This is a genomic window from Anaerococcus vaginimassiliensis (assembly GCF_900626155.1).
GTDB classification, from domain to species: Bacteria; Bacillota; Clostridia; order Tissierellales; family Peptoniphilaceae; genus Anaerococcus; species Anaerococcus vaginimassiliensis.
Genome location: NZ_LR130844.1, coordinates 1,124,936 through 1,148,829, shown reverse-complemented (window position 1 = coordinate 1,148,829; position 23,894 = coordinate 1,124,936). Strand labels below are relative to the sequence as shown.

Sequence of the window (23,894 nt, the reverse complement as noted above, 5' to 3'; positions counted from 1 at the left end):
ACTCCTAACTAAAACTTGGTGTTTTAAATTCTATCTTGTTGTGGAATAAGTTTTTCTTTTCAAACATAACTGTCAATATAACAGGAACTACTATCGCAATTACCATTGCTATAGCAAAGTTTAACCTAGATCCTCCCATGATTGAAAGAATTCCAGGAAGTCCACCTATACCTATATTGTATGCCATTGTAGATGTTGATACTGAAAATACAGCTGCAAGGGCAGAACCAATCATACCAGCTATGAATGGGAATCCATATTTGATGTTGATACCAAATAGTGCTGGCTCTGTTACTCCAAGATATGCAGAAATAGCTGCAGGAACAGATATTTGTTCTTCCTTCTTATCTCCCATATGTAGGAAGATTATAGCAACTACTGCAGATGCTTGAGCTATATTGGATAGGGCGATCATTGGCCAAAGAATTGTTCCACCAAAATCATTTGCAAGTTGTAGGTCGATTGCATTTGTCATATGGTGAAGACCAGTTATAACAAGTGGTGCATAGAAGAAACCAAATACAGCTGCAAATAACCAGTTTAGGCCAGATGTAAGTCCACTATAAACTCCTTGTGAAATAAGAGCACCTATCTTCCAGCCTATTGGACCTAAAACTAAGTGAGCCAAAAGTACAGCAGGTATTAATGAAAATAGTGGTACGAAAATCATTGATATTGCTTGTGGGATAACTTTTTTGAAAAATCTTTCAAGATATACTAATAAGAAACCAGCAAGCATTGCTGGGATAACTTGAGCTTGGTATCCTATCCTATCTATTGTAAAGAATCCAAAATCCCACACAGGAACTTCTCCACCACCTGCAATTGAGTATGCATTTGCAAGTAAGTTTGGCGATATCAAACAAATACCTAGGACTATACCGAGGATTTGAGTTGTACCCATTTTTCTAGTGATAGACCAGGTTATTCCAACAGGTAGATAATGGAAAATAGCCTCACAGATTAACCATAGAAAATCATTGACACCGTTCCAAAAAACAGATGTCTCTATTATTGTTTTGCCACCGAGACTATCAAAAGGCATCTCTCCTAAGATATTTCTAAATCCTAATAACAAACCACCGACGATAATCGCAGGAATTAGTGGAGCAAAAATCTCTGCAAGAACTGAAGAAATTCTTTGTAGGGCATTTTGATTTTTGACCGCATCTTTTTTTACCTCATCCTTGCTCTTTTCAGTAGCATGAGATATTTCCATAAAATCGTTGTAGAACTGGTCGACATCATTACCAATAATTACTTGAAATTGCCCAGCTTGAGTAAAAGATCCCTTTACAGAAGGAAGATCTTCTATCTTTTCTACATCTGCAAGTTTTGGATCATTTAATACAAAACGCATCCTCGTAACGCAGTGGGTCACTGATGAGATATTACTATCTCCTCCTATATATTGATGCAACAATCTTGCATCTTCAGAATACTTTCCCATATTCCCTCCTTATTATTTTTATATTAGATAGATACCCAAATATAAAGCATACTAAAATACTTTTTATATTTTTAACAATGTTTTTATTAAAATTAAGGAAGAAAAAAACTACAAGCGTAAACCACTTGTAGTTAATCTTATTCGTTATCTTCGTTTTCTAGTATTTCTTCTACTGTTTCTTTTGATTTTTCTTTCATATCTTCATTATCGATGTGAGATCTATTTATAAGTCTTTTAAGCTTTTTCTTATCCTCTTTGGTATAATCCATATCATCGTCAAGCTTTTTTCTCATGTAATGATTTATAGCAAATCTTCTGATGTTTTCATATTTTATAGCAGATTTTTCTCTATAGTAAGCAAAGACTAAAACTACAAGCATGATTATTCCTGCATAACCGATAATTGGGTAAAATACTGAAACTAGCTTTTTAAATCCACCAAAACTTAGAGCAAAGCCAACTAAGGTCAAGGTAACTAAAAGTATCTTAAACTTTTTCTCATCCCCATTGGAAAATCTCCTGGCTAGGGCATAGAAAAGTGAAATAGCTGTATTAAATATCATACCAAATATGACAGCTGCCATAACCTTTCCTAAAATCGGATTTATATCTTCTATAATATATAACATTGGTATATCAAGACTCTTAACTTCATCTACTCTTATAAATAAAGTAAGGACTATTAAAATACCAAGTATACCAACTAGAAGACCTCCCAGAAGACCTCCTATTCCAGCTTCACCTGTATTTAATTCATCTCCTCCTAAGACAAGAGCCATAGACACTGCAGTCATTAAACACATACCAAAATAATTAAATACAGACACTCCTAAATTATCAAAGTTACTAGGTAGATTTTGTGCAATTTCACTTATGGCTTGCCAATCTGGTTTATAATGAGTAAAGGTGTAAATACTTCCTATCAAGGTGAAAACTATAATAAAAGGAGTGAAAGATCCTATTACCTTGCTCACCTTTTCAAAATCAAGCATACCTACACCGATAATAAGTACTGTACAAATTATAGATCCAATTACACTTGGTGTACCAAATGCTTGATTAAGATTAGAACCAGCACCAGCAATCATTACAAAGCCGATTACAAAACAAGTAAAAATCAAAGATAAATCCATAAATTTGCTTATAAATTTGTTTGTTATCTCATCAAATACCTCAGAGTGATCATTTGCAAGGTAGTGACTACCAAGCTGTAACAACAATCCTCCAATTAACATATGTAAGATAGCTACCATACTAATGCCCACTATTCCCTTTAGGCCCAAGCCTACAAAATATTGCAAGAGCTCTTGACCAGATGCAAGACCTGCTCCAGTTACAACTCCTACATAGGCGAGCATTATAGTTATTGTTTTTTTATTCATAATTCCTCCAAATTTAATTATACTTTTTTAACAGTATTATTCAATTATAACTAAATTTATGTATACTATTATGTTTAATACATTATAATTTCATATACAATTTCTCGTTAATCTCAACTATTTTTGGGTAAATATAGATTAGGATATCTTTTGTATATTGAATATATGGGAAATGTAATTTATTAGTTGAATTATCTATATTTCCCGTATAATGTATTATGTTTGATTGTAACTTGAAAAATAATTGGAGAAATAATGAAGAAAAATTTAAGTAAGAAAAAATTAAATATGCTGGCAAAGATTGGTTTGTTTATAACAGCTATTTTGTGGGGTTCTTCCCTAACAGTTGTTAAACAATCATCAGCTACCTTTGAACCAAACTTTATATTGATGGTTAGGTTCGGACTATCTGCTATAATCCTTGCCATAATCTTTAACAAGAAGATCAGAGAAGCTAGTAAAAAAGATATAAAAGTAGGATTAATAATTGGTATTTTCCTTTTCATGGCTTATTCGTCCCAAACACTGGGTGTAACTCATGCAGATCCAGGTAGAAGCGCATTCTTGTCAGCTTCATATTGTGTTATTGTTCCATTTTTAGCATGGGCTGTCACAAAAGAAAGACCAGATAAGTTCAATATCATAGCAGCTATAATTGCAGTTATTGGTATTTATTTCATTTCTAAATCTGGTGTAGAGCCAGGAACATCAATTTTTGATGCAGACAAGGAAATGATTCTAGGTGATGGACTAGCACTACTAAGCGGTTTCTTATTCGCAGCTCATATCGTAGCAGTAAGCGTATTAGCCAAAGGTAAAGATCCAATACTTATGACTATCTTCCAATTTGCTTCTGCATCAGTACTAGCAGGAATTGTAACATTTACTTTGGAAGATAATTCACAGATAGCAATTACATCTTATAAACCAGTTGCAGAATTATTATATCTAGCAATATTCTGTACAACAATAGCACTATTACTACAAAACATCGGACAAAAATACACCGATGAATCATCAGCTGCTATTATTTTAGGATTTGAATCAGTATTTGGTATTCTAATTCCAGTTCTACTTGGAATTGAAAAACTAACAACTAATTCAATCATAGGTTTTGTAATGATATTTGCAGCTATTATAATATCAGAAACTAAACTATCCTTTATCTTTAAAAATAATGAAGATACAAAAGAAGAAACAGAAGAGTCAAACAATACAAAAGATAATAATTAAAACTAAATTTAAGCAAAGAAAAACAACTCCACGGCGGAGTTGTTTTTTGTTTGCTATTTATTATCCTTAGCGTTATTTATAATGATATTTTTGATTACGTTAAATGATTTTTCCATGATATCTACTGATAGAATCTCATATCTACCGTGGAAGTTGTAGCCACCTGTAAATAGGTTTGGTGTTGGTAGACCCATGTGAGATAGGGTTGCACCATCTGTACCACCTCTTATTGGTTTAACTATTGGTGTCAATCCAACTTCTTCTATGGCTTTTTTAGCTAGATCTACTATTTCTATGTGAGGTTCTACTTTTTCTCTCATGTTATAGTAAGAGTCTGTAATTTCAAGTTTTATCCTATCACCATACTTTTTGTTTAAAAAGTCTACTGCATTTGTAAGTAAATCTTTTTTAGCTTGGAATCCTTCTTTGAAGAAATCTCTGATAATATATTCCATGTCAGCCTCTGCTGCAGTTCCATCGATAGATTGAAGCATATAGAAACCTTCATAGCCTTCAGTATGCTCTGGTCTTTCGTTTGCTGGAAGCATTTCATTAAGTTCGCTTGCAATTAGAAGAGCATTCACTAGAACGTTTTTAGCTGAGCCTGGGTGAACTGGTTTTCCTTCTATGTGAATCTTAGCTGAAGCTGCGTTAAAGTTTTCATATTCTAGCTCTGCCACAGGTCCACCATCAATAGTGTATGCAAAATCTGCTCCAAATTTTTCAATATCAAATAGAGAAGCACCTCTACCAATTTCTTCATCTGGAGTGAAGCCAATCTTGATATCTCCAAATTCTAAATCTCTGTTATTTACGAAAAATTCTGCTATTGACATTATTATAGCAAGGCCCGCCTTATCATCTGCTCCTAAAAGTGTTGTACCATCTGTTGTTACAAGCTTGTGTCCTTTTAATTCTTTTAAGAATGGGAAATCCTCTTCAGTTAATTTGTACTTATCATTAAGGATAATATCTCCACCCTCGTATTTTTCTACGATTTGTGGATTGACTCCTGCACCTGTTATTTCAAGAGCTGTATCCATATGTGAAATTAGACCTACTTTTGGAGCATCCTTTACAGTTCCTTCTATAGATGCATATACATAGCCATTTTCATCCATATGAGCATTATCTATACCCATTTCTTTTAGTTCGTCTACCAAGATTTTGGCAAGATCTAACTGTCCAGGACTTGATGGGCAATTGGTGTTTGTATCATCACTTTGTGTATCTACACTTATATATCTTAAAAATTTGTCTAGCATCGTTTTCCTCCTTGATATAATTGATAGCAGACTTTTTACCGTCACTTATAATATACCCAAATATTGAATATAATCATATATTATTCAAAAATTATATGTATATTGTTGAATTTATTAAATTTTTCTACAAAAAAACAAGCCTATAAATTAGGCTTGTTTTTAAAAATGTTTTGTTATTTAGATTAAGCAATAATCTTTGTAACAACTCCAGATGCTACTGTTCTACCACCCTCACGTACAGCGAATCTTAGTCCTTCTTCTAGAGCGATTGGTTTTTGTAGTTTGATCTTGAATGTTGCGTTGTCTCCTGGCATTACCATTTCTACGCCTTCTTCTAGTTCAATATCTCCTGTTACGTCTGTTGTTCTGAAGAAGAATTGTGGTCTGTATCNTTCTTCTAGAGCGATTGGTTTTTGTAGTTTGATCTTGAATGTTGCGTTGTCTCCTGGCATTACCATTTCTACGCCTTCTTCTAGTTCAATATCTCCTGTTACGTCTGTTGTTCTGAAGAAGAATTGTGGTCTGTATCCACTGAAGAATGGTGTGTGACGTCCACCTTCTTCTTTGGTTAGTACGTATACTTGGCCTTCAAATTCTGTGTGTGGGTTTACACTTCCTGGTTTTGCTAGTACTTGTCCTCTTGAGATTTCGTTTCTTTGTACTCCTCTTAGTAGTAGTCCTACGTTATCTCCTGATTCTGCTTGTTCTAGTGATTTGTGGAACATTTCTACTCCGGTTACTACTGCTTGGCTTGTTTTTTCTTCAAGTCCTACGATTTCTACAGTATCACCTACTTTTAGTGTTCCTCTTTCTACTCTTCCTGTTGCTACTGTTCCACGTCCTGAGATTGTCATTACGTCTTCTACTGGCATTAGGAATGGTTGGTCGTTGTCTCTTTCTGGAATGTCAAAGTATTCGTCTACTTCATCCATTAGTTGTAGGATTTTGTCTGACCATGGACCTTCTCCACCTTCTTGTAGTGATTTTAGTGCACTTCCTACTACTACTGGTGCATTGTCTCCATCAAAGTCATATTCACTTAGTAGGTCTCTGATTTCCATTTCTACTAATTCGATTAGTTCTGGATCGTCTACTTGGTCTTCTTTGTTTAGGAATACTGCGATTTTTGGAACGCCTACTTGTCTTGCTAGTAGGATGTGTTCTCTTGTTTGTGGCATTGGACCATCAGCTGCACTTACTACGATGATTGCGCCGTCCATTTGTGCTGCACCTGTAATCATGTTTTTAACGTAGTCAGCGTGGCCTGGAGCGTCGATGTGTGCGTAGTGTCTGTTTGCTGTTTCGTATTCTACTACTGATGTGTTGATTGTGATTCCACGTTCTCTTTCTTCTGGTGCTTTGTCGATGTGTTCGTAGTCTACGAATTCACCTGTACCATATTTTTTGTTTAGAGCTTGTGTGATTGCTGCTGTTGTTGTTGTTTTACCGTGGTCAACGTGTCCGATTGTACCAATATTAATATGTGGTTTGCTTCTTTCAAATGTTTGTTTGCTCATTATATTCTCCTATATTAATTATTTATCTAATACTTGTTCTTTTACAGATTCTGGAACTTGGGCATAGTGGTCGAATTGCATAGAGTATGTTGCTCTACCTTGAGTTTTACTTCTTAGGTCTGTTGCATATCCGAACATTTCTGATAATGGAATAAATGCGTTTAGTACATGGATTCCATCTTTAGGATTCATTCCATCAATCTTTCCTCTTCTTGATGAAACGTCACCCATTACATCTCCTAGATATTCATCTGGTGTTGTAATTTCAACTTTTTCAAGTGGTTCTAGTAGAACTGGACCAGCTTTTTCAACTGCGTTTTTAAAGCCCATGCTTCCTGCCACGTGGAAGGCAACTTCTGATGAGTCGACTTCGTGGTATGAACCATCTACTAGGATTACATGAATATCAACCATTGGGTAGCCGCCAAGGATTCCGCTTGCTGCAGCTTCCCTAACACCTGCTTCAACTGGTTTGATGTATTCTTTTGGAACTGCACCACCGACAATTTTAGATTCGAATGTGATTCCAGCACCTTCTTCACCAGGCATAACTTGAAGAATAACATCACCGTATTGTCCTGAACCACCTGATTGTCTAACGAACTTACCTTGTGCTTCAGCTTCTTTAGTGATTGATTCTCTGTATGCTACTTGTGGGTTACCGATATTAGCTTCTACTTTGAATTCTCTTAGAAGTCTATCTACGATAACTTCAAGGTGTAACTCACCCATTCCTGAGATGATTGTTTGACCTGTTTCTTCGTCAGATCTTGTTTGGAAAGTTGGATCTTCTTCTGCAAGTTTTTGAAGACCTACAATCATCTTATCTTGAGATGCTCTTGTTTTTGGTTCAATAGCAACTGAGATAACTGGTTCTGGGAATTCCATGTTTTCAAGGATAATTGGATTATCTTGGTCACATAGTGAATCACCTGTAGTTGTATCTTTTAGACCTAATAGTGCAACGATATCTCCTGCAAATGCTGCTTCAACTTCTTGTTGTTTGTTAGAGTGCATTTGCATGATACGTCCAACTCTTTCCCTCTTACCTTTTGTAGCGTTGTATACGTATGATCCTGATTCAAGTATACCTGAGTACACTCTAACGTAGATTAGTTTACCTACATATGGATCTGTAACAACCTTAAATGCTAGCGCAGATAATGGTTCTTCATCTCCAGGGTGTCTTTCAAGAACAACTTCTTCATCTTTAGGATCTGTACCTTCTATAGCTGGTACGTCTAGTGGGCTTGGCATAAAGTCAATTACAGCATCAAGTAGTGCTTGAACACCCTTGTTTTTGTATGCTGATCCACATAGACATGGGAATATTTTTTTATCAATAGTTCCTTTTCTAATAGCAGCGTTGATTTCTTCTACAGAAACTTCTTCACCCTCTAGGTATTTCATCATGATGTTATCATCAATTTCAGAAAGTTCTTCAAGTAGGTTTGCTCTGTATTCTTCTGCTTGATCAACAAGATCTGCTGGGATTTCACCTTTGATTGGGTGAGCTCCTAAATCTTCTGTGTTATATGTTACAGATTCCATAGTTACAAGATCAACTACTCCTTCGAATTGTTGTTCTGCACCTATTGGAATTTCTATAGGAACTGCGTTTGCTTTTAATTTATCTTTGATAGTCTCAACAGCCATGAAGAAGTCAGCACCTGTAGCATCCATTTTGTTGATGAAACAAATTCTTGGGATGTCGTATTTATCAGCTTGTCTCCATACTGTTTCTGATTGTGGTTCTACACCACTTTTTGCATCAAATAATGCTACTGCACCATCTAATACTCTTAGTGATCTTTCAACTTCTACTGTAAAGTCAACGTGTCCAGGAGTATCGATGATGTTGATTCTGTGATCGTTCCAAAAGCAGGTTGTAGCTGCAGATCCGATTGTGATTCCACGTTCTTTTTCTTGGTCCATGGAGTCCATTACTGCAGTACCATCATGGGTATCCCCTATTTTATAGATTTTACCGGTATAGTATAACATTCTTTCTGTTACAGTTGTTTTACCAGCATCTATATGGGCCATGATACCTATATTTCTGGTGTCTTTTAATGAGACTTCTCTTTTCATTTGTCCCCCTATGATTAATATCTATAGTGTGCGAAAGCTTTGTTTGCTTCAGCTGCTCTGTGCATTTCTTCTTTTCTCTTAACTGCTGCACCAGCGTTGTTTGAAGCATCTAAAATTTCTTTAGAAAGTCTTTCTACCATAGTTTTCTCGCCACGAGCTCTTGAGAAGTTTACTAACCATCTTAAGGCAAGTGTTTGTCTTCTTTCTGGTCTAACTTCCATAGGAACTTGGTAGTTTGCACCACCGATTCTTCTGGCTTTTACTTCTAGTGTTGGCATTATGTTTTCCATAGCTTGATAGAATACTTCTAGTGCATCGTTGCCAGTTTGTTCTGCAACAATGTCAAAAGCATCATAAACTATTTTTGTAGCAAGGCCTTTTTTACCATCTAACATTACGTTATTGATTAGCTTAGTTACAACTCTATCGTTGTACTTAGCATCAGGCATTACCTCTCTTTTTGGTATATGTCCTTTTCTTGACACTTTTCTTCCCTCCTTTACCAATTATGTGTAATATCTTGAGTACTCGGTTAAAATTAACCGTCAGTGTGCACATATACCTTTATATATAATAGGTACATTATGCACTTATTTTACTAAGTACTAAGCTTTTTTAGCTCCGTATTTAGATCTTCCTTGTTTTCTTCCGTCTACTCCTGCTGTATCTAGAGTACCTCTGATGATGTGGTATCTCACACCTGGAAGGTCCTTTACTCTTCCACCTCTAATTAATACAACACTGTGTTCTTGAAGATTGTGTCCAATTCCTGGAATGTAAGATAGTACTTCAGCTCCATTTGTAAGTCTAACTCTGGCAATCTTTCTTAAAGCTGAGTTTGGCTTTTTAGGTGTTACAGTTCTTACAGATGTACAAACTCCACGTTTTTGTGGTGATTGGTTTGGTGTAATTCTACTTTTAAGTGTGTTGTAGTTGTAACCTAGAGCTGGTGTATCAGATTTAGATTGTTCGCTCTTTCTACCTTTTCTAACAAGTTGATTGATTGTAGGCATAATGCACCTCCTTTTCTTTTTATAATTAAATAATTGGCAATATATGCCAATCCTTAAATATTTTACATGCTATTGATATAATTGTCAAGTAAATTGCTTATATTTCTAAGCTTTTGTATAATATTATCAACAATTATAATTAAAAGGAGCTTGTATGAAAATCGCAATAGTTGGCTTTGCCCTTTCAGGCTTTTATTTTCTAAAGGAAATATTAGATACTAAGAATGATAATAACCTTACAATTGATATCTATGAGAAAAGAAGCGAATATTCTGTAGGCCTACCATATGAAAATGATAGCCTCGTAAAACTTTTGAACGTAGATTCCACAGAAATGATATATCCTCCAATCAAAAGGAATGATTTTCCTAAATGGATGGAGGAAAATGGAAAAGAACTTGATCCAGAAGAAAAAATGGCACCTAGAGTATATTTTGGAGAATATCTAAAAGATATAGCAAAAGCCTACCTTAAGGACCCATCCATAAATATAATAAATGAAGAAGCAACTGAAATTAATGTTAGTTTGTCAGAAGGAGAAGAAAGTTATCAAATAGTTAGCGAAAATCACAGCAATAATTATGACCTTGTTTTTCTTGCTACTGGTGCAACTTGCTACAATGATCCTTACAAGTTAAATGGAGAGGAAAATTATATAGAAAATCCTTATCCACTAGAAGAAAAACTAAAAAATATTCCATACGATAAAAGTATAGCAATCCTCGGCACTTCTGCCTCATCTACTGATGTCTTTAGATATCTTAATGAGAAAAAGAATATAGATAAAACAATAAACTTTTTCACAGGAGAGAATGAATACAAAATTGTCGATATTCCTTATGAAGGAAATATTTATGATTATTACACACCGAATCAAGAGTGGATTGATGATAAACTTAGAGCTGATTCTCGTATCAAATTAGATTGTTTGCTTGATACCGTTAGAGATGATTTCAAAAAGGCTGGTTATGAATTAGAATATGCCTACAACACTTACAAAGATCACACTCTAGATTTATCCAGAAAGGCAATCAGAGAAAACGACCAAGCTCTTGCCTTCACAGAAGATTATTTCATCCAATTTACCTTATATATAGCTGACTTAGTCAACTTTATGAATCCCATAGATAGAAAAAAATACATGGACGAGTGTTACCAATACTTAGCCTTTTTAGGTGGCAAAACTCCACACAATAGCATGAAACTACTACTAGATGCTTATGATAAAGATAAAATAGATATCATAACTAATAGCGAGTCTGTAAGTAAAAATGATGACGGAAGTTTTACTCTAATTGGTGATAAGGAGAAGTCAGCTGATATTGTCATTAACTGTACTGGATTTGACCTTGATTTGGATAGTCTAGCTAATAAAATCCCTCTATATGAATCTTTATATAAAAACGAAATGATAATGGCAGATGAGGATAATAAGGGGATTGCTGTAACTTGGCCAAGGTGCAATCCATTAAGCAAAAAACACGGATACTTGAAAAATTTATTTATCACTGGAATGATCATCACAAATACTGACTTAGATAATAATGATGCAAGATGTATCCAAAAGACTGCCTCAAGAATTGCTAGAATTGTTATTGAGGATAACAATTTATAAAAAATAGGATCGATGTCATATTTTTTAATCTCTTTTTTTATTTTTCCCATTCAAATAGGACAGGTATTTTAATATAATAAAGTCAATCACTACATAAAATTGGGATATGGGAGAAATCTTCACCCTTTGATCAAAGTCAAAAACCTCATGGGTTACAAAGGAAATATTATAATCAGACATATGAGAGATGGTGTTGTTAGATAGTCCGGTGATAGATACTATACAGATATTTTCATCTAAACTATTGATAAGATCTATCAGCTCCTTATTCTCCCCGCTAAAGGATAGGGCAAAAAGCACATCCCCATCCTTTAAAGAGGCTTTGTAGCTATAATAAGAGCTTGGATCATCTATAACATTTAGAATCTTGCCTACATTGAAGAAGTTTCTCTTAAGCTCTTCTGCTACATTTAGCTGGGTATAACCATTACCTACAACATAAATATTTTCAGCTGCATTTATGCTTTCAAAAAGCCCAGATAGGTTTAGGGAGGTCATCATGGTCATGGTTAGATTTATGTCGTTTTTTGTATATTCTATCTCATTATCATCAAAGCTTGTCTTAGACTCATCTTCCGACCACTTTACCAAATATCTTAGCTCGCTATAGCCTTCAAGGCCCAGTTTTTTGGTAAAAGTCATAATGGAGCTGGTGCTTAAATCCAAGGTATCAGCTAGCTCATTTATGTTTAAGTCTATTACTTCGTTCTTGTTTTGAACTATGTAAGAATAAATTCTAAGGTCGTTTTTATTTAGTTTGTCGTAGTTTTCTCTTAATAAATTTAGCAAAAACATCTATAAGGTCTCCAAATATCCCGCAAAAAACTTCTCAAGTTCAAGGATGTAGGGGCTAATTAACCTTAGCTTTCTCTTCTCTTCTGGCAAGAATATATTATAATCGCTCTTGGTCATGGACTGGTACTCACTTCCTACAATTAGCTTTATACAATCTATACTAGCTATTTGAAACATAAGTTCCCTACTTCTTTTATCTTGGTTAAAATCAACTATCACTACCAGACTATCCTTTAACATTTCCCCATAAAAAGCTACAATCTCCTGGGCTCCTGCATAGGTTTCCGCAAGGATATCTAGGTCAAAAAGATATCTTTTGATAGCTGCTTTTATTATATTTTCGTAGGCTCCATTGCCATAGACAAAGGCTCTTTTTACCTGTCTAAGCTTTTTATAAAGGTCAGCCAACTTGCCGTCTACAGGACTGGTTGTACTTGATACTATATCTATAGACTCATTTAGGATGTAGTATTTTAGGTCATTATAGCCATTAAAACCGAGCTTTTTGGCAAACCTAAGGATGGATGTCCTAGATGTATAACAAATTTTGGCAAATTCATTGATAGTAAGATTGTAGTTTAATCCTTCCTTTAAAATCTGGTTGGCTATGGTGTAGTCAGTTTGGGTAAATTTTTTCTCATTTTCTCTGATAAGTTTTTCTAAACTAATTTCAATCACCTCAAATCAAAAAATCTCTACTAGCATTATACGCCAAGTAGAGATTTTTAATATTATGATGGTTTTTTTATTAGTTAAGTTCTGGCCAGTAGCCTTTGTTTGCTTCTATTAGGTCGTCTAATAGTTCTTTGGCAACTTTTGCTGATGGAACTGTTGCTGAAAGAGTTAGAGCTTGCCACATTTTTTGGTAGCTTCCTTCTACCCAAGCTTCAACTACAAGTTTTTCTACAGATACTTGTTGTTCCATTAGTCCCTTTTGGAATTGTGGAATGTAACCTTGGTTGATTCTTTCGATTCCGTTTTTACCAACTAGACATGGAATTTCTACCATTGCTGTTGGATCGAAGTTAGGGATTGCTCCGTTATTTTCTACTATTAGAAGGAATCTTTCCTTTGTGTTTTCTGCAAGAGCTATAGCTAAATCTACGATATATGTTGCGTGAGCGTCAAGTTCGATTTCAACTCCTTCTGCAGTTCCCTTGTCAATAATGTTTTGGCAGAAACCAAATACATCTTTTTCTCTTCCTTCTCTAACTTCATCTACTCTTGTGTGTTCTGGATCAGTATGTTCCATTACAAAGTCTGGATAGAAGTAGTATTTTAGGTAAGTGTTTGGAATTGTTTCTGGATCTAGAGCGTAAACATCTTTAGCCTTAGTGAATGTTTCAACCCATGATGGATCAAGGTGTTGAGATGTTCCGATTCCATCAGCAAATCCATTTACAGAAACGTGTTGTTTGATTTTTGGCATTAAGTCGTTACCTTTTTTGTCAGTGATTTCTGTAAACCATCCAAAGTGGTTTAGTCCGTAGTAAGAGAAATCAAGCTCTTGCCATTCTTTTAGTCCTACCATGTCTGCCATCTTGTACATTAAGTCAATTGGCATATCGCAAATGTTTATGATTTTTGAATCTGGTCTTAGTCTTCTTGTAGCTTCTGCGACGATTGCTGCTGGGTTTGAGTAGTTTAACATCCAAGCTTCAGGAGAATATTCTTCCATGTAGTCAAGAATTTCTAAAACTCCACCTATAGAACGCATACCATAAGCTAGTCCACCTGGTCCACATGTTTCTTGTCCGATACATCCGTGTTTCAATGGAACTTTCTCATCTCTATCACGCATTTCGTATTTTCCAACTCTTAGTTGAGCAAGAACAAAATCTACATCTGTGAATCCTTCTTTTGGATCTGTTGTGTATACGAAATCTATCTCTGGGTGTCTTTCTTTAAGTAGGATTTCTAGTGCTTTTCCTATAACTTCTTGTCTTTTTTCATCGTTATCATATAGCTTGATTGATCTAAGTGGGAATCTATCAAGGTTATCTAGAAGCATGCCGATAATTCCTGGTGTAAATGTTGATCCACCACCAGCTACTACGATTGAATGTTTTTGTGTCATAATAATCTCCTTATTTTTTCGCTAAATTTATTCTTATTTCTAACTTATTATTTTCTAACTATTCTATTTCTATAACAATTCGCCAAAGGCATCTGCAACATATTGGATATCCATACCTACGATTACATGGATGGAATTTCCGCTTCTTGCAGTACCATATGTTCCAATTTCTCTAAAGTAACTATCATCTGCAATCTTACTTGGGTCATTTACATTTACCCTAAGTCTTGTAACACAGTTGGTAAAGTCTTTGATATTTTCTGCTCCACCAAGTCCTTCTAGGATTTCGTCTGCCATTATTTCAAACTTATCAGCAGACTTCACAATTTTACCCTCAGTGCCTTCTTCTTGTTTCTTAGCCTTGTAATCCTTTTTGGTATAAAGCTTAGCAGAATCTTCTGCTGTAGTTCTACCTGGAGTTTTGAAATCAAATTTAGTAATTAGGAAACTAAATACGAAATACCAAACTGCAATTGCTACAAGTCCAATCACAAGCATTACTAGATAGGTCTTCCAGTGGTGAGCCGCAAGTGGTATCCAGTTTAGGGATGCCATTTCGATAACTCCACCAGAGAAAACTCCAACTACTCCTGCAAGATTCATAACCATAGCTAGGATTGATGCAAGAACTGCGTGAACTACGAATAGTTGTGGCGCTATAAAGAGGAAGGTAAACTCGATTGGTTCTGTAACTCCACTTAGGATAGCAGTAAGTACAACTGGGATCATAAGACCTGCAATTTTCTTTTTATTCTCTGGAAGTGCTGTCTTGTAGAAGGCAAGTCCCACACCCACACATCCAAAGATCTTAGACCAACCTGTCGCTGTAAGTTGAGCGTAAGGTGCGATTTCCTTTAATGATCCTGTGGCTGCTGCAATTTGCGGAAGATTTTGTGCCCAGTAAGCATATATTCCACCAGGAACAACCAAGCTATCATAAAACATTGGTGCATACAACAAGTGGTGAAGCCCAAATGGAATAAGAAGTCTTTCTAACAGTACAAATATTCCAACTCCCGCTGTTCCAGATGCTAGAATCAAATCCCTAAAGACATTCATACCAGCTTGGATCTTAGGCCAGATTAAAACTGCTAAGAAAGCCACTGGAATCATAACAATAAATCCAATACCTAACACAAAGGCAGAACCCTTGAACACTCCCAAAGCTTCTGGAAGTCTAGTATCGAAAAATCTGTTATGTAGATAAATTGCTATTCCTGAGATCAGCAAAGCTCCCATCATACCCATATCTAGGGTTTTGATATTTGCAATCATAGCAAGTCCACTAGCGCCACCTACCTCTTGGCTAAAATCTACTCCAAAAGTAGTGCCCCAGTGTTTTAGTATTGTAGATACATAGTTTAGGAAAACTAAATAAATAACAAATGCTTCCATGCTGGCTCTAGCGTTCTGTTTCTTGGCAAGACCTATCGGTAGGGCAATCGCAAATAATAATGGCAATTGATTAAATACAACCCATGCACCGGATAAGATCATATCCCAAACGCCAAACCAAACTGTACCTTCTGTGGCTATGGGTCCCATAATTACTTCTGTAGTAAATAGGGTTCCAAATCCAATTAGTAGTGCAGACACTGCAAATAACATTACAGGTGTGAACATGGCACCACCAAATCGTTGAATTTTTTCTTTCACGGCGTCCTCCTTTGTGAAAACGTATTATCTTATGTTTATATGATATTACTATTATTAAGATAAGTCATCAAAGCTTGGAATATAGGGATTTAGTGAAAGCATATAAAAGATTTTTAGATTTCGTGAAATTTCACATAAGATCCGTTTTTCCATAGAGTCTTGTATTTAATAGGATTTATAACTTTAATTTAAGTAACTAGTTGCTTATATTAGTGATCATATTAATTTAATTTGTTTGTAATATTTGTTAAAAAGATAGCATTATTTCTATTTGTTAATTTTTTACTTTCATAAAATTATTACAAATTACATAATATTTTAACAAAATTTGGGTATAATATTATTGTTAAAGATAATATTAGGAGGATATATGAATATTACATTTGCAGGAGACAAGGTAACATTACTCGGAACAGAAGTTAAAAAAGGTGACAAAGCACCATCATTTACAGCTACAAAAAATGACCTTTCTGATTTTAATTCGGAAGATTTAAAGGGTAGCATTGTAGTTTACTCAATAGCACCATCACTTGATACAAGCGTATGTGCCCTACAAGCTAAGAAATTTAACAAGGACGCCCTAGAGCTTTCTGATGATGTTAAAATCGTTACAATCACAGAAGACCTACCATTTGCTCAACAAAGATTCTGTGCAAATGAAGATATCAAAAATTTAGAAATGGTTTCTGATTATAAAGAAAGAGAATTTGGAGAAAAATACGGATTCTTAATAGACGAACTAAAACTTTTAGCTAGAGGAATAGTTGTAGTTGACAAAGAAGGCGTAATCCAATACGTTGAATACGTTCCAGAAGTTACAAACGAAGTTAACTTTGAAAAAGCACTAGAAGAAGTTAAAAATTTAATCTAAGACACTAAAAGCCTAGGCTCAATCCCTAGGCTTATTTTTTTCTGGAAGATATTTCCAGTATTTTTTGGGCATATTTGATATCATTAGTTTTTTATTTGCCCTTTCCTTTATAGTAATCGTATCATAAAACTTTATCCACAAGTCCTGAAAGAATTTTTCTTCTTCGGTTTCTTCTATATTAAGATCTATTATATCTACGATTTCTGTATTACTCTCTATAGAAATTAGTGCTTTCTTGCTCGTCCTATCATAAATTATAAACTTCTCCTTGGGAAGTCTTTTTATAAAATGTTTGGATAAATCAATAAGTACATTGTTTTCTGGTTCAATTTCTGCAAATAGAAAACCTTCTTGGATTTGTCTAAATCGCACAAGACCCTTGTAAGCATGTAGCTCAGAGCTATAGTTTTTACAGTTTTCCCTAAAACGAATAGCATATTTGTGGGAGGAAGTAATATAATCTCTACCATAATACAAGCTTAATTTTATTACTCTAGCTATCAAATCATCTTTGTTGGTATCTTTGGACTTAAAGTTTAGTAAAATCTGCCTTAAAAATTCCTCTGGTATATTATCCCTTAGCTTTTTTTCTACACGTCTAGCCTTATTTTCATCGGCTTTTATAAATATTTTCTCTAAAAAGTCCAGCTGATTATTTTCAACTTCAATTTTGATATCAAAAATCTCCCCATAAAAATCAAAAATAACTGTGAAAAGTCCAGCCAACGACCCATCATAATTTATTATTTTCATTAGAATAAAGAAAGCTGCTCGTAGGATTTGGGATCACCCAAAGCCATTAAGTTTTTAAGATCTGCATTTGATGAAAATTTGATTCCATAATATTTTCCATCAACTAAGATAAAATTCTTGGCTCTTTTTAGGGAAATTTTAAGATTTTTTAGAGAACTTATGTCTAGTTTTCTAAATTTTCTAGCTCCTATTATCCTATTTGCATATACTCTACCAAAGCCTGGTACTCTAACTAATTCATTGTAACTTGCAGTATTTATCTCTAATGGGAAAATATCAATATTATCAATTGCCCAATTGGTCTTTGGATCAATCCTTAGATCAAAGGTGGGGTTTTTATCATTTAGAAGATCATTTGATTTGAATCCATAAAACCTCAAAAGCCAATCTGCCTGGTACAACCTATGTTCACGGAGAAGTGGCGTTTTACCTATCCCTTGTGTAAACTTTGACTTAACTACTGGAACAAAGGCAGAATAATACACCCTCTTTAGGGAATAATTGTTATAGAGGTTTTCCGATTGGCTAATTATATCTAGGTCGCTTTCTCCACTCGCTCCAATTATCATTTGTGTAGTTTGCCCTGCTGGCAAGAATTTTGGTGCGTGTTTGTATAGCATTATTTCATTTTGTGCTTGATTTTTTCTTTCCTTGACTTCCCCCATGGAAGATATTATAGAGTCGTAACTTTTCTCTGGAGCTAGGAGAGCCAAGTCCTTTTTCTTGGCAAGCTCGATATTTATACTCATCCTATCTACCAATATTCCCATTATTTTTATCAAATCTTCACTTGCTCCAGGGATTGCCTTCATATGTATGTAGCCATTATATTTGTATTCATATCTTAAAATTTTAGCTACTTCTATTAGCAATTCCATCGTATAGTCAGGATTTCTAATTACAGCAGATGATAGAAATAATCCTTCTATGTAGTTTCTTTTATAGAAATTTATAGTCAAATCAGCCAGTTCTCTTGGACTAAATGTAGCTCTCTTGACGTCATTACTCCTTCTATTTATACAATATTCACAATCGTAAATGCATTTGTTAGTAAATAATACCTTAAGCAGAGAAATACACCTGCCATCCTCTGACCAAGAATGACAAATACCAGCCATAGCACCGTTTCCTAGACCATCTTTGGTATTTTTCCTGGAAGAACCTGAAGATGAACAAGATACATCATATTTGGCTGCATCAGTTAGAATCTTAAGCTTATCCATTGTAGAAACCTTATTCATAACCCCTCCTTTCTGTCCTTATATTATACCACAAGTACATTAATTGTCTTGTTTATTTTAAATTAATCTTAACTTAGATAAATATTATTCATTAATTTAGGCATAAAAAAACTCCATCACATGATGGAATTTCATTATTTTATCATAAGTTCATAAAGATGCTCGTAAAATGGTTTGGATTTACATATTTCCGCGACGCTATAAGCTACAAGGCTTACAATTGATATACCTAATAGATAATCAAAGGCTCCGCCTGTCATCTCTACTACTAAAATTATAGCTGTGATTGGAGCTCTAACTATGGCTGAGAAATGTCCACACATGGCTAATATGCTAAAGACAAATATATATGATGGATCCAATAGTCCTCCCATAGCAAGGCTTGTCGCTACAATATTTCCTAATAAAGAACCAATTACAAGTAGTGGAACTAGGCTTCCTCCCGGTACTCCCATACCAAAAGCTAAAGCTAATAATAGTATCTTTGCTACATATAAAAAGATTAGCCTAAAAAGACTTGGGTTACCTGTAAGTGGCAAGAATATAAAGGGCTCGCTTGATGAGAACAAGTCTATATCTATGAATAAAACTATCGCTGTTATCAAAAACGGAATCAAATATTTTATATATGGATTAATCTTAAACTTTTTGAAAAATCCTTTTGATCCAATTACACAATAGTTAAATAAGACTCCAGATAATCCTACAAATATTCCCAACACAATAAGCATTCCTATCATAGATAGGTTCATTATTTCAAACTTAGGTACATTTAACAAAGCTGGGCGGTTGCCAAAGCAAACATCTGCTGTTATTACTGCAGAAAATACTGTAATTGCAGTAGATAAGAACACCTTTCTATCTGTCTTTTTGAATATTTCTTCAACTGTAAATAAAAGTCCAGAAATTGGTGCATTGAAGGCAACTGCAATTCCTGCTCCAGCTGATGAACCTATGTAGTATCTCTTATCTTCCTTCGATTTTGTGTGTTTGTGAACAATATCTCCTATAAGTCCCCCGATTTGTACGGATGGACCCTCTCTACCAAGAGTTAGTCCAGAACCGATAGTTAAAATACTTGCTACAAACTTTCTAATAAGAGTTTTTCCTGACTTAACATCGAACTTATCATCAAGCATACCGTATATTATAGGTATTCCCGATCCATTTATGTAGGGATCTTTCTTTGATAGAAAATAAATAAAAGTTCCTATAAGTAAAAATAAAAATAAAATAAAAATGATATAAATTGGTTTATCATGTGATAAATTAAACAAATTCATCATTTTACTAGATAGAAGATGGATTGCCTTTTTAAATAGACCTATAACTAGTCCAACTATAATTCCCGATATAATGAAGGAAAGGATTGTAAGAAATCCATTTGACTTGTAAGCGTTTCTAATTTTTGATTTGTCTATCATAACTCCTCCTTACCTGTTATTATACCAAAACAAGATTAATCAGTTAAGGAGAATTTATATCAAGCCTACATTATAAAATAGCTTTATGATACAATTAGATATAATAGAAATATTAAAGGAGTACATATGAAATATTTTGATTACAAGGGTGAAAAAATCTCAAGGCTCGGTTTTGGTTGTATGAGATTTAAAACTTTAGATGACGATAATGGAAAGATAGACAAAGAAAGATCTAGTAAAATTATCCTAGAGGCGATTGATAAGGGACTTACATATATAGATACAGCATATCCTTATCATGACGGTATGAGCGAAAAGTTCGTTGGAGAGTTCTTAGAAGAAAATAATTTAAGGGAAAAGATTAAATTAACTACCAAACTTCCATGTTGGTTAGTCAAAGAATATGATGATTTTTACAAAATATTAAATGAGCAATTAGATAATTTAAGGACGATTACTTAGATTTCTATCTTCTTCATTCCCTAGATATCAAACGATTTAGACAAATGGTAGATCTTGGTGTATTTGATTTTCTAAATGATATAAAAGAAAAAGGACTTGTTAAAAACATCGGATTTTCCTTCCACGATGAATATTCTGCTTTCGAAGAAATAATAAAATCTTATCCTTGGGACTTTTGCCAAATTCAATTAAACTATCTCGATATAAACTACCAAGCAGGAATGAAAGGTTACAATCTAGCTAAGGATATGGGAATTCCTATGGTTATAATGGAACCTGTAAAAGGTGGCAGACTTGCAAATCCACCAGAAGAAATCAAAAATTCTCTCAAAGAGTTTACTGACCTATCTCCTGCTCAAGAAGCATTGAAATTTCCACTTAGCCTAGATAATGTAATGGTTGTTCTAAGCGGAATGAACGATATAGATCAAGTTAGGGAAAACCTTGAAATAGCAAGCGAAGTTTCTTATAATTCCCTCACTAAGGAAGATGAATCCTTCTATGAAAATGCAAGAAAAATCTACAAATCTCGTGAGCAAATAGGTTGTACTGCCTGTGAGTATTGTCTCCCATGCACAGTAGAAATCAATATCCCTAAGGTATTTGGTCTATGGAATAAGGCATACTTATATGACGAAGAAGAAAAAAGCAAGACAGACTATCAAGAATACCTAAAAGATGGAGTAAGTCCAACAGAATGTATAGAATGTGGTAAGTGCGAAGGAATCTGCCCACAAAACCTAGAAATAATCGAAGATCTCAAGGAAGCTAATGAATATTTGGCATAAAATTAAGCTAAAATAGACCTAAGAGTTGAGCTGAACCCCTCCATCCGTATTCCAGATTTTGGGGTTCAGCTGATAACTTGGGTCTTAGAGATATTATTAAAATTTTACAAACGAAAGAGATACGAATTTTTTTCAGTTTCACAAAATTGTATTTAAATTTAGTATCTCTTGTTGTTTTTCTTAAATTAAGTTAGACTTTAAAGAAGAATATATCTATTATAGTCTAACCTAGTATATTAATAAATGAACTTTTATTCTAAATTTGAATGTCTTTTTCTCATTGACTCAGAAGTTTCTGAGTTAAGATTCATTAGAAATAAAATGAACGCATCAGATATAAGCAAGGCAGCCTGTTCAAATAAACTTCCCATAGGTTGAACAGATTTTTCAGCCCCTTTTAATATTAAAGAAAAATCACTAATCTCAAAAATTTTAGAATTTTTATTAGAAGTTATGCTTAAAATTTTGACTCCATCTTTCTTAACTCTTTCTGCTACTGCATAAAGTGAGCTTGTGTTTCCTGAATTAGATATAAGCAACACTGTGTCATCTTTTCTAGCTAGAGGGGTGCTAATATCCCCTATTAAATATGCATAGTACCCTAAATGAACTAGTCTATTTACAAGCCCTCTAGCTGCCATGCTTGATCTCCCAACCCCTCCTATAAAAATCCTTCTATCTTTTTTAAAATATTTTGATAGTTCTTCAAAGTCAAGATTTTTATTTAATTTGAAAAACTCGTAAATTTCACCTTCTATTAATTCTGAATAAGATTGACTAGTCATATTTGATACCTATCTTTCTTAAAGTTTCAATATTTTCTAAAATTTTTTCATTTTTAAAAATATATCCACCAGAAACAACTGCATCAGCTCCGCTTTCTAATATTGGTCTAAGTGTTTTATCATCGACTTTCCCATCAACCATTATCCTATATGAATATTCTTTCCTATTTTTTATTTCATGTAATTCTTTAATTTTACTATACATCTCTGTAATTATATGAGAGTTTGAAGTTCCTGGTTTTATCGTTAAAACTAATACTTGATCTACAAAAGGCAAAATCATTTCTATACTGGATATTGATGTATGCGGACTAATAGCTACTCCAACTTTTTTATTACATTCTTTAACTTTTTGAATAATGTTCATAACATTAAAGGTGCTTTCAACATTAAAAGTTATGCTATGAGCTCCTGCTTCTATAAATTTTTCAACTTTTCTTTCTGGATTGATAATCATAAGGTGTAAATCTAGCTTTAAATCTGTATGTTCTCTTAAAGTTTTTACAAATTTGGGACCAAAAGCCATGTCTTCAACAAAATTACCATCCATTATGTCTATATGAATCTCTTTAATCTTACTTTTGTTCAGAGCATTTAACGTTTCTTTGATATTCCAAAAATCGCTATTTAAAATTGAAGGTAATATATCAACCATTTTTTTCTCCCAGCAATATAATGTTGATATTTCTATTTCTTTCTCTTAACTGATCCCAATCAACAAAAAATACTTTTCCTAATTTTCCTAATAAGATTTTTTTATCCTTTATTATAAGAGTCATAGAATTGCTTCCAAATAGTGAGGATTTTAGATGGGCATCCGTATTAAGCATTGTCCATTTTTCTGGTGGAAATTCCGAATCACCTAGATTTAATCCAAATTCTATATGTTTTTCTCCAGGGCTATGGTAATCGCCCTCTGATTTCATTGGTGGGGCGATTTTATCCATCATTTTAGCTATATCAACATGTAGAAAGTCATCACCAAAATAATTTCTATCATGCATGTCCTCATCAAAAAACAACGAACAAGTTGTATGAGAACTTGATATGACAATTATTCCATCTGTTATAGAATTTTGATCTACAATAGCTTTAATATTATCTGTTATATCATGGAAGGATGGCCTTCCTGCAACTGTTTCCAATCTAATAGAATCATGTATAATCATTATTTTTCCAATTCTTTACGTATTTGTTCAAACACCTTATCCCTGCCTACACCAGTTAATAAAGCAACACCATTAATCACTTTTTCTTTTACTGAATCCGGCACAACGGTTGTGCTTACAACGACATCATAATCATAAAATTTATTTAGTTCGTCAGCTATTTTTGATTGATAAATTTTTACATCAGAAGCTAAATTATTGTCTTCTAGCCAATTCTTTATTTTAGAAACAGCTATTGTTGATGTTGCATGACCGGCTCCACAAATTACTAATATTTTTTTCATTTTTATCTCCTTTATATTTTATG

The 23,894-nt window shown here is 34.1% G+C and carries 22 protein-coding genes and 1 pseudogene; 5 read left to right on the top strand and 18 right to left on the bottom strand.

The window, feature by feature from the left end:
* Positions 1-4 precede the first annotated feature (4 nt).
* Positions 5-1,450, bottom strand: a complete 1,446-nt coding sequence (gene treP / locus E0D87_RS05690; protein WP_130819685.1) for a PTS system trehalose-specific EIIBC component — start codon at positions 1,448-1,450, stop codon at positions 5-7.
* 137 nt (positions 1,451-1,587) lie between these two features.
* Positions 1,588-2,832: a YkvI family membrane protein gene (locus tag E0D87_RS05685; RefSeq protein WP_130819684.1), complete on the bottom strand. Its 1,245-nt coding sequence runs from the start codon at positions 2,830-2,832 to the stop codon at positions 1,588-1,590.
* A 255-nt stretch (positions 2,833-3,087) separates the two neighbouring features.
* On the opposite strand from E0D87_RS05685, the gene E0D87_RS05680 reads away from it, so the two are divergent.
* Positions 3,088-4,065 carry a DMT family transporter gene (locus E0D87_RS05680; RefSeq protein WP_130819683.1) on the top strand — a complete coding sequence of 326 codons (978 nt, stop codon included), beginning with the start codon at positions 3,088-3,090 and terminating at the stop codon, positions 4,063-4,065.
* A 53-nt stretch (positions 4,066-4,118) separates the two neighbouring features.
* On the opposite strand, the gene pepT is transcribed toward E0D87_RS05680, so the two are convergent.
* The 5 genes from pepT to rpsL form a co-directional block, all read right to left on the bottom strand.
* Positions 4,119-5,330, bottom strand: coding sequence for a peptidase T (pepT, locus tag E0D87_RS05675; protein ID WP_130819682.1), 1,212 nt, complete (start codon positions 5,328-5,330; stop codon positions 4,119-4,121).
* Positions 5,331-5,512: 182 nt separating this feature from the next.
* Complete coding sequence (gene tuf / locus E0D87_RS05670; protein WP_207278275.1) at positions 5,513-6,847, bottom strand: elongation factor Tu; 1,335 nt, start codon at positions 6,845-6,847, stop codon at positions 5,513-5,515.
* 18 nt (positions 6,848-6,865) lie between these two features.
* Positions 6,866-8,938, bottom strand: coding sequence for an elongation factor G (gene fusA / locus E0D87_RS05665; protein ID WP_130819681.1), 2,073 nt, complete (start codon positions 8,936-8,938; stop codon positions 6,866-6,868).
* A 14-nt stretch (positions 8,939-8,952) separates the two neighbouring features.
* Entirely contained in the window at positions 8,953-9,423 is a 471-nt protein-coding gene (gene rpsG / locus E0D87_RS05660; RefSeq protein WP_130819680.1) for a 30S ribosomal protein S7, read from the bottom strand.
* 120 nt (positions 9,424-9,543) lie between these two features.
* Complete coding sequence (gene rpsL, locus E0D87_RS05655; protein WP_130819679.1) at positions 9,544-9,951, bottom strand: 30S ribosomal protein S12; 408 nt, start codon at positions 9,949-9,951, stop codon at positions 9,544-9,546.
* 154 nt (positions 9,952-10,105) lie between these two features.
* Here rpsL and E0D87_RS05650 point away from each other — a divergent pair, with 154 nt between their 5' ends.
* Positions 10,106-11,566 carry an FAD/NAD(P)-binding protein gene (locus E0D87_RS05650; RefSeq protein ID WP_130819678.1) on the top strand — a complete coding sequence of 487 codons (1,461 nt, stop codon included), beginning with the start codon at positions 10,106-10,108 and terminating at the stop codon, positions 11,564-11,566.
* A gap of 24 nt (positions 11,567-11,590) precedes the next feature.
* On the opposite strand, the gene E0D87_RS05645 is transcribed toward E0D87_RS05650, so the two are convergent.
* From E0D87_RS05645 to E0D87_RS05630, 4 genes are all read right to left on the bottom strand, one after another.
* A complete protein-coding gene (locus tag E0D87_RS05645; RefSeq protein ID WP_130819677.1) occupies positions 11,591-12,361 on the bottom strand; it encodes a MurR/RpiR family transcriptional regulator in 771 nt (256 codons plus the stop codon).
* Positions 12,362-13,039 carry a MurR/RpiR family transcriptional regulator gene (locus E0D87_RS05640; RefSeq protein WP_130819676.1) on the bottom strand — a complete coding sequence of 226 codons (678 nt, stop codon included), beginning with the start codon at positions 13,037-13,039 and terminating at the stop codon, positions 12,362-12,364.
* A gap of 70 nt (positions 13,040-13,109) precedes the next feature.
* On the bottom strand, positions 13,110-14,438 hold the full coding sequence (locus E0D87_RS05635) for a 6-phospho-alpha-glucosidase (protein WP_130819675.1): 1,329 nt from the start codon (positions 14,436-14,438) through the stop codon (positions 13,110-13,112).
* Between the two features lie 69 nt (positions 14,439-14,507).
* Positions 14,508-16,094, bottom strand: a complete 1,587-nt coding sequence (locus tag E0D87_RS05630) for an alpha-glucoside-specific PTS transporter subunit IIBC (protein WP_130819674.1) — start codon at positions 16,092-16,094, stop codon at positions 14,508-14,510.
* 370 nt (positions 16,095-16,464) lie between these two features.
* Between E0D87_RS05630 and tpx the strand changes: the two genes are divergently transcribed.
* Positions 16,465-16,965, top strand: coding sequence for a thiol peroxidase (tpx, locus tag E0D87_RS05625; RefSeq protein ID WP_130819673.1), 501 nt, complete (start codon positions 16,465-16,467; stop codon positions 16,963-16,965).
* 18 nt (positions 16,966-16,983) lie between these two features.
* Here the strand turns inward: tpx and E0D87_RS05620 are convergent, their stop codons facing one another.
* The 3 genes from E0D87_RS05620 to E0D87_RS05610 all read right to left on the bottom strand — a co-directional run bounded on the left by E0D87_RS05620 (position 16,984) and on the right by E0D87_RS05610 (position 20,383).
* Positions 16,984-17,718, bottom strand: coding sequence for a TIGR03915 family putative DNA repair protein (locus E0D87_RS05620; protein WP_130819672.1), 735 nt, complete (start codon positions 17,716-17,718; stop codon positions 16,984-16,986).
* Entirely contained in the window at positions 17,718-18,959 is a 1,242-nt protein-coding gene (locus tag E0D87_RS05615; protein ID WP_130819671.1) for a putative DNA modification/repair radical SAM protein, read from the bottom strand. The genes E0D87_RS05620 and E0D87_RS05615 overlap by 1 nt, the downstream gene beginning before the upstream one ends.
* Before the next feature lie 134 nt (positions 18,960-19,093).
* Positions 19,094-20,383 (bottom strand): ClC family H(+)/Cl(-) exchange transporter, encoded by a 1,290-nt coding sequence (locus E0D87_RS05610; protein ID WP_130819670.1) that lies wholly within the window; start codon positions 20,381-20,383, stop codon positions 19,094-19,096.
* Between the two features lie 126 nt (positions 20,384-20,509).
* Here E0D87_RS05610 and E0D87_RS09395 point away from each other — a divergent pair.
* Together E0D87_RS09395 and E0D87_RS09390 are read left to right on the top strand one after the other, a co-directional pair.
* Positions 20,510-21,243 (top strand): annotated as a pseudogene (locus E0D87_RS09395) (aldo/keto reductase); the annotation flags it as partial.
* Positions 21,241-21,633: a 4Fe-4S dicluster domain-containing protein gene (locus tag E0D87_RS09390; protein ID WP_423190631.1), complete on the top strand. Its 393-nt coding sequence runs from the start codon at positions 21,241-21,243 to the stop codon at positions 21,631-21,633. The pseudogene E0D87_RS09395 and the gene E0D87_RS09390, both read left to right, overlap by 3 nt.
* A 251-nt stretch (positions 21,634-21,884) precedes the next feature.
* Here the strand turns inward: E0D87_RS09390 and E0D87_RS05600 are convergent, their stop codons facing one another.
* The 4 genes from E0D87_RS05600 to E0D87_RS05585 are packed head-to-tail and all read right to left on the bottom strand — an operon-like array spanning position 21,885 to position 23,871.
* Complete coding sequence (locus E0D87_RS05600; RefSeq protein WP_004834937.1) at positions 21,885-22,418, bottom strand: SIS domain-containing protein; 534 nt, start codon at positions 22,416-22,418, stop codon at positions 21,885-21,887.
* Positions 22,411-23,073 carry a ribulose-phosphate 3-epimerase gene (locus tag E0D87_RS05595; RefSeq protein ID WP_004834941.1) on the bottom strand — a complete coding sequence of 221 codons (663 nt, stop codon included), beginning with the start codon at positions 23,071-23,073 and terminating at the stop codon, positions 22,411-22,413. The genes E0D87_RS05600 and E0D87_RS05595 overlap by 8 nt, the downstream gene beginning before the upstream one ends.
* Positions 23,066-23,587, bottom strand: coding sequence for a YjbQ family protein (locus E0D87_RS05590; RefSeq protein ID WP_004834929.1), 522 nt, complete (start codon positions 23,585-23,587; stop codon positions 23,066-23,068). The genes E0D87_RS05595 and E0D87_RS05590 overlap by 8 nt, the downstream gene beginning before the upstream one ends.
* Positions 23,587-23,871, bottom strand: a complete 285-nt coding sequence (locus E0D87_RS05585; RefSeq protein ID WP_004834925.1) for a PTS sugar transporter subunit IIB — start codon at positions 23,869-23,871, stop codon at positions 23,587-23,589. Before E0D87_RS05585 ends, E0D87_RS05590 begins: the two co-directional genes overlap by 1 nt.
* Between the last annotated feature and the right edge of the window lie 23 nt (positions 23,872-23,894).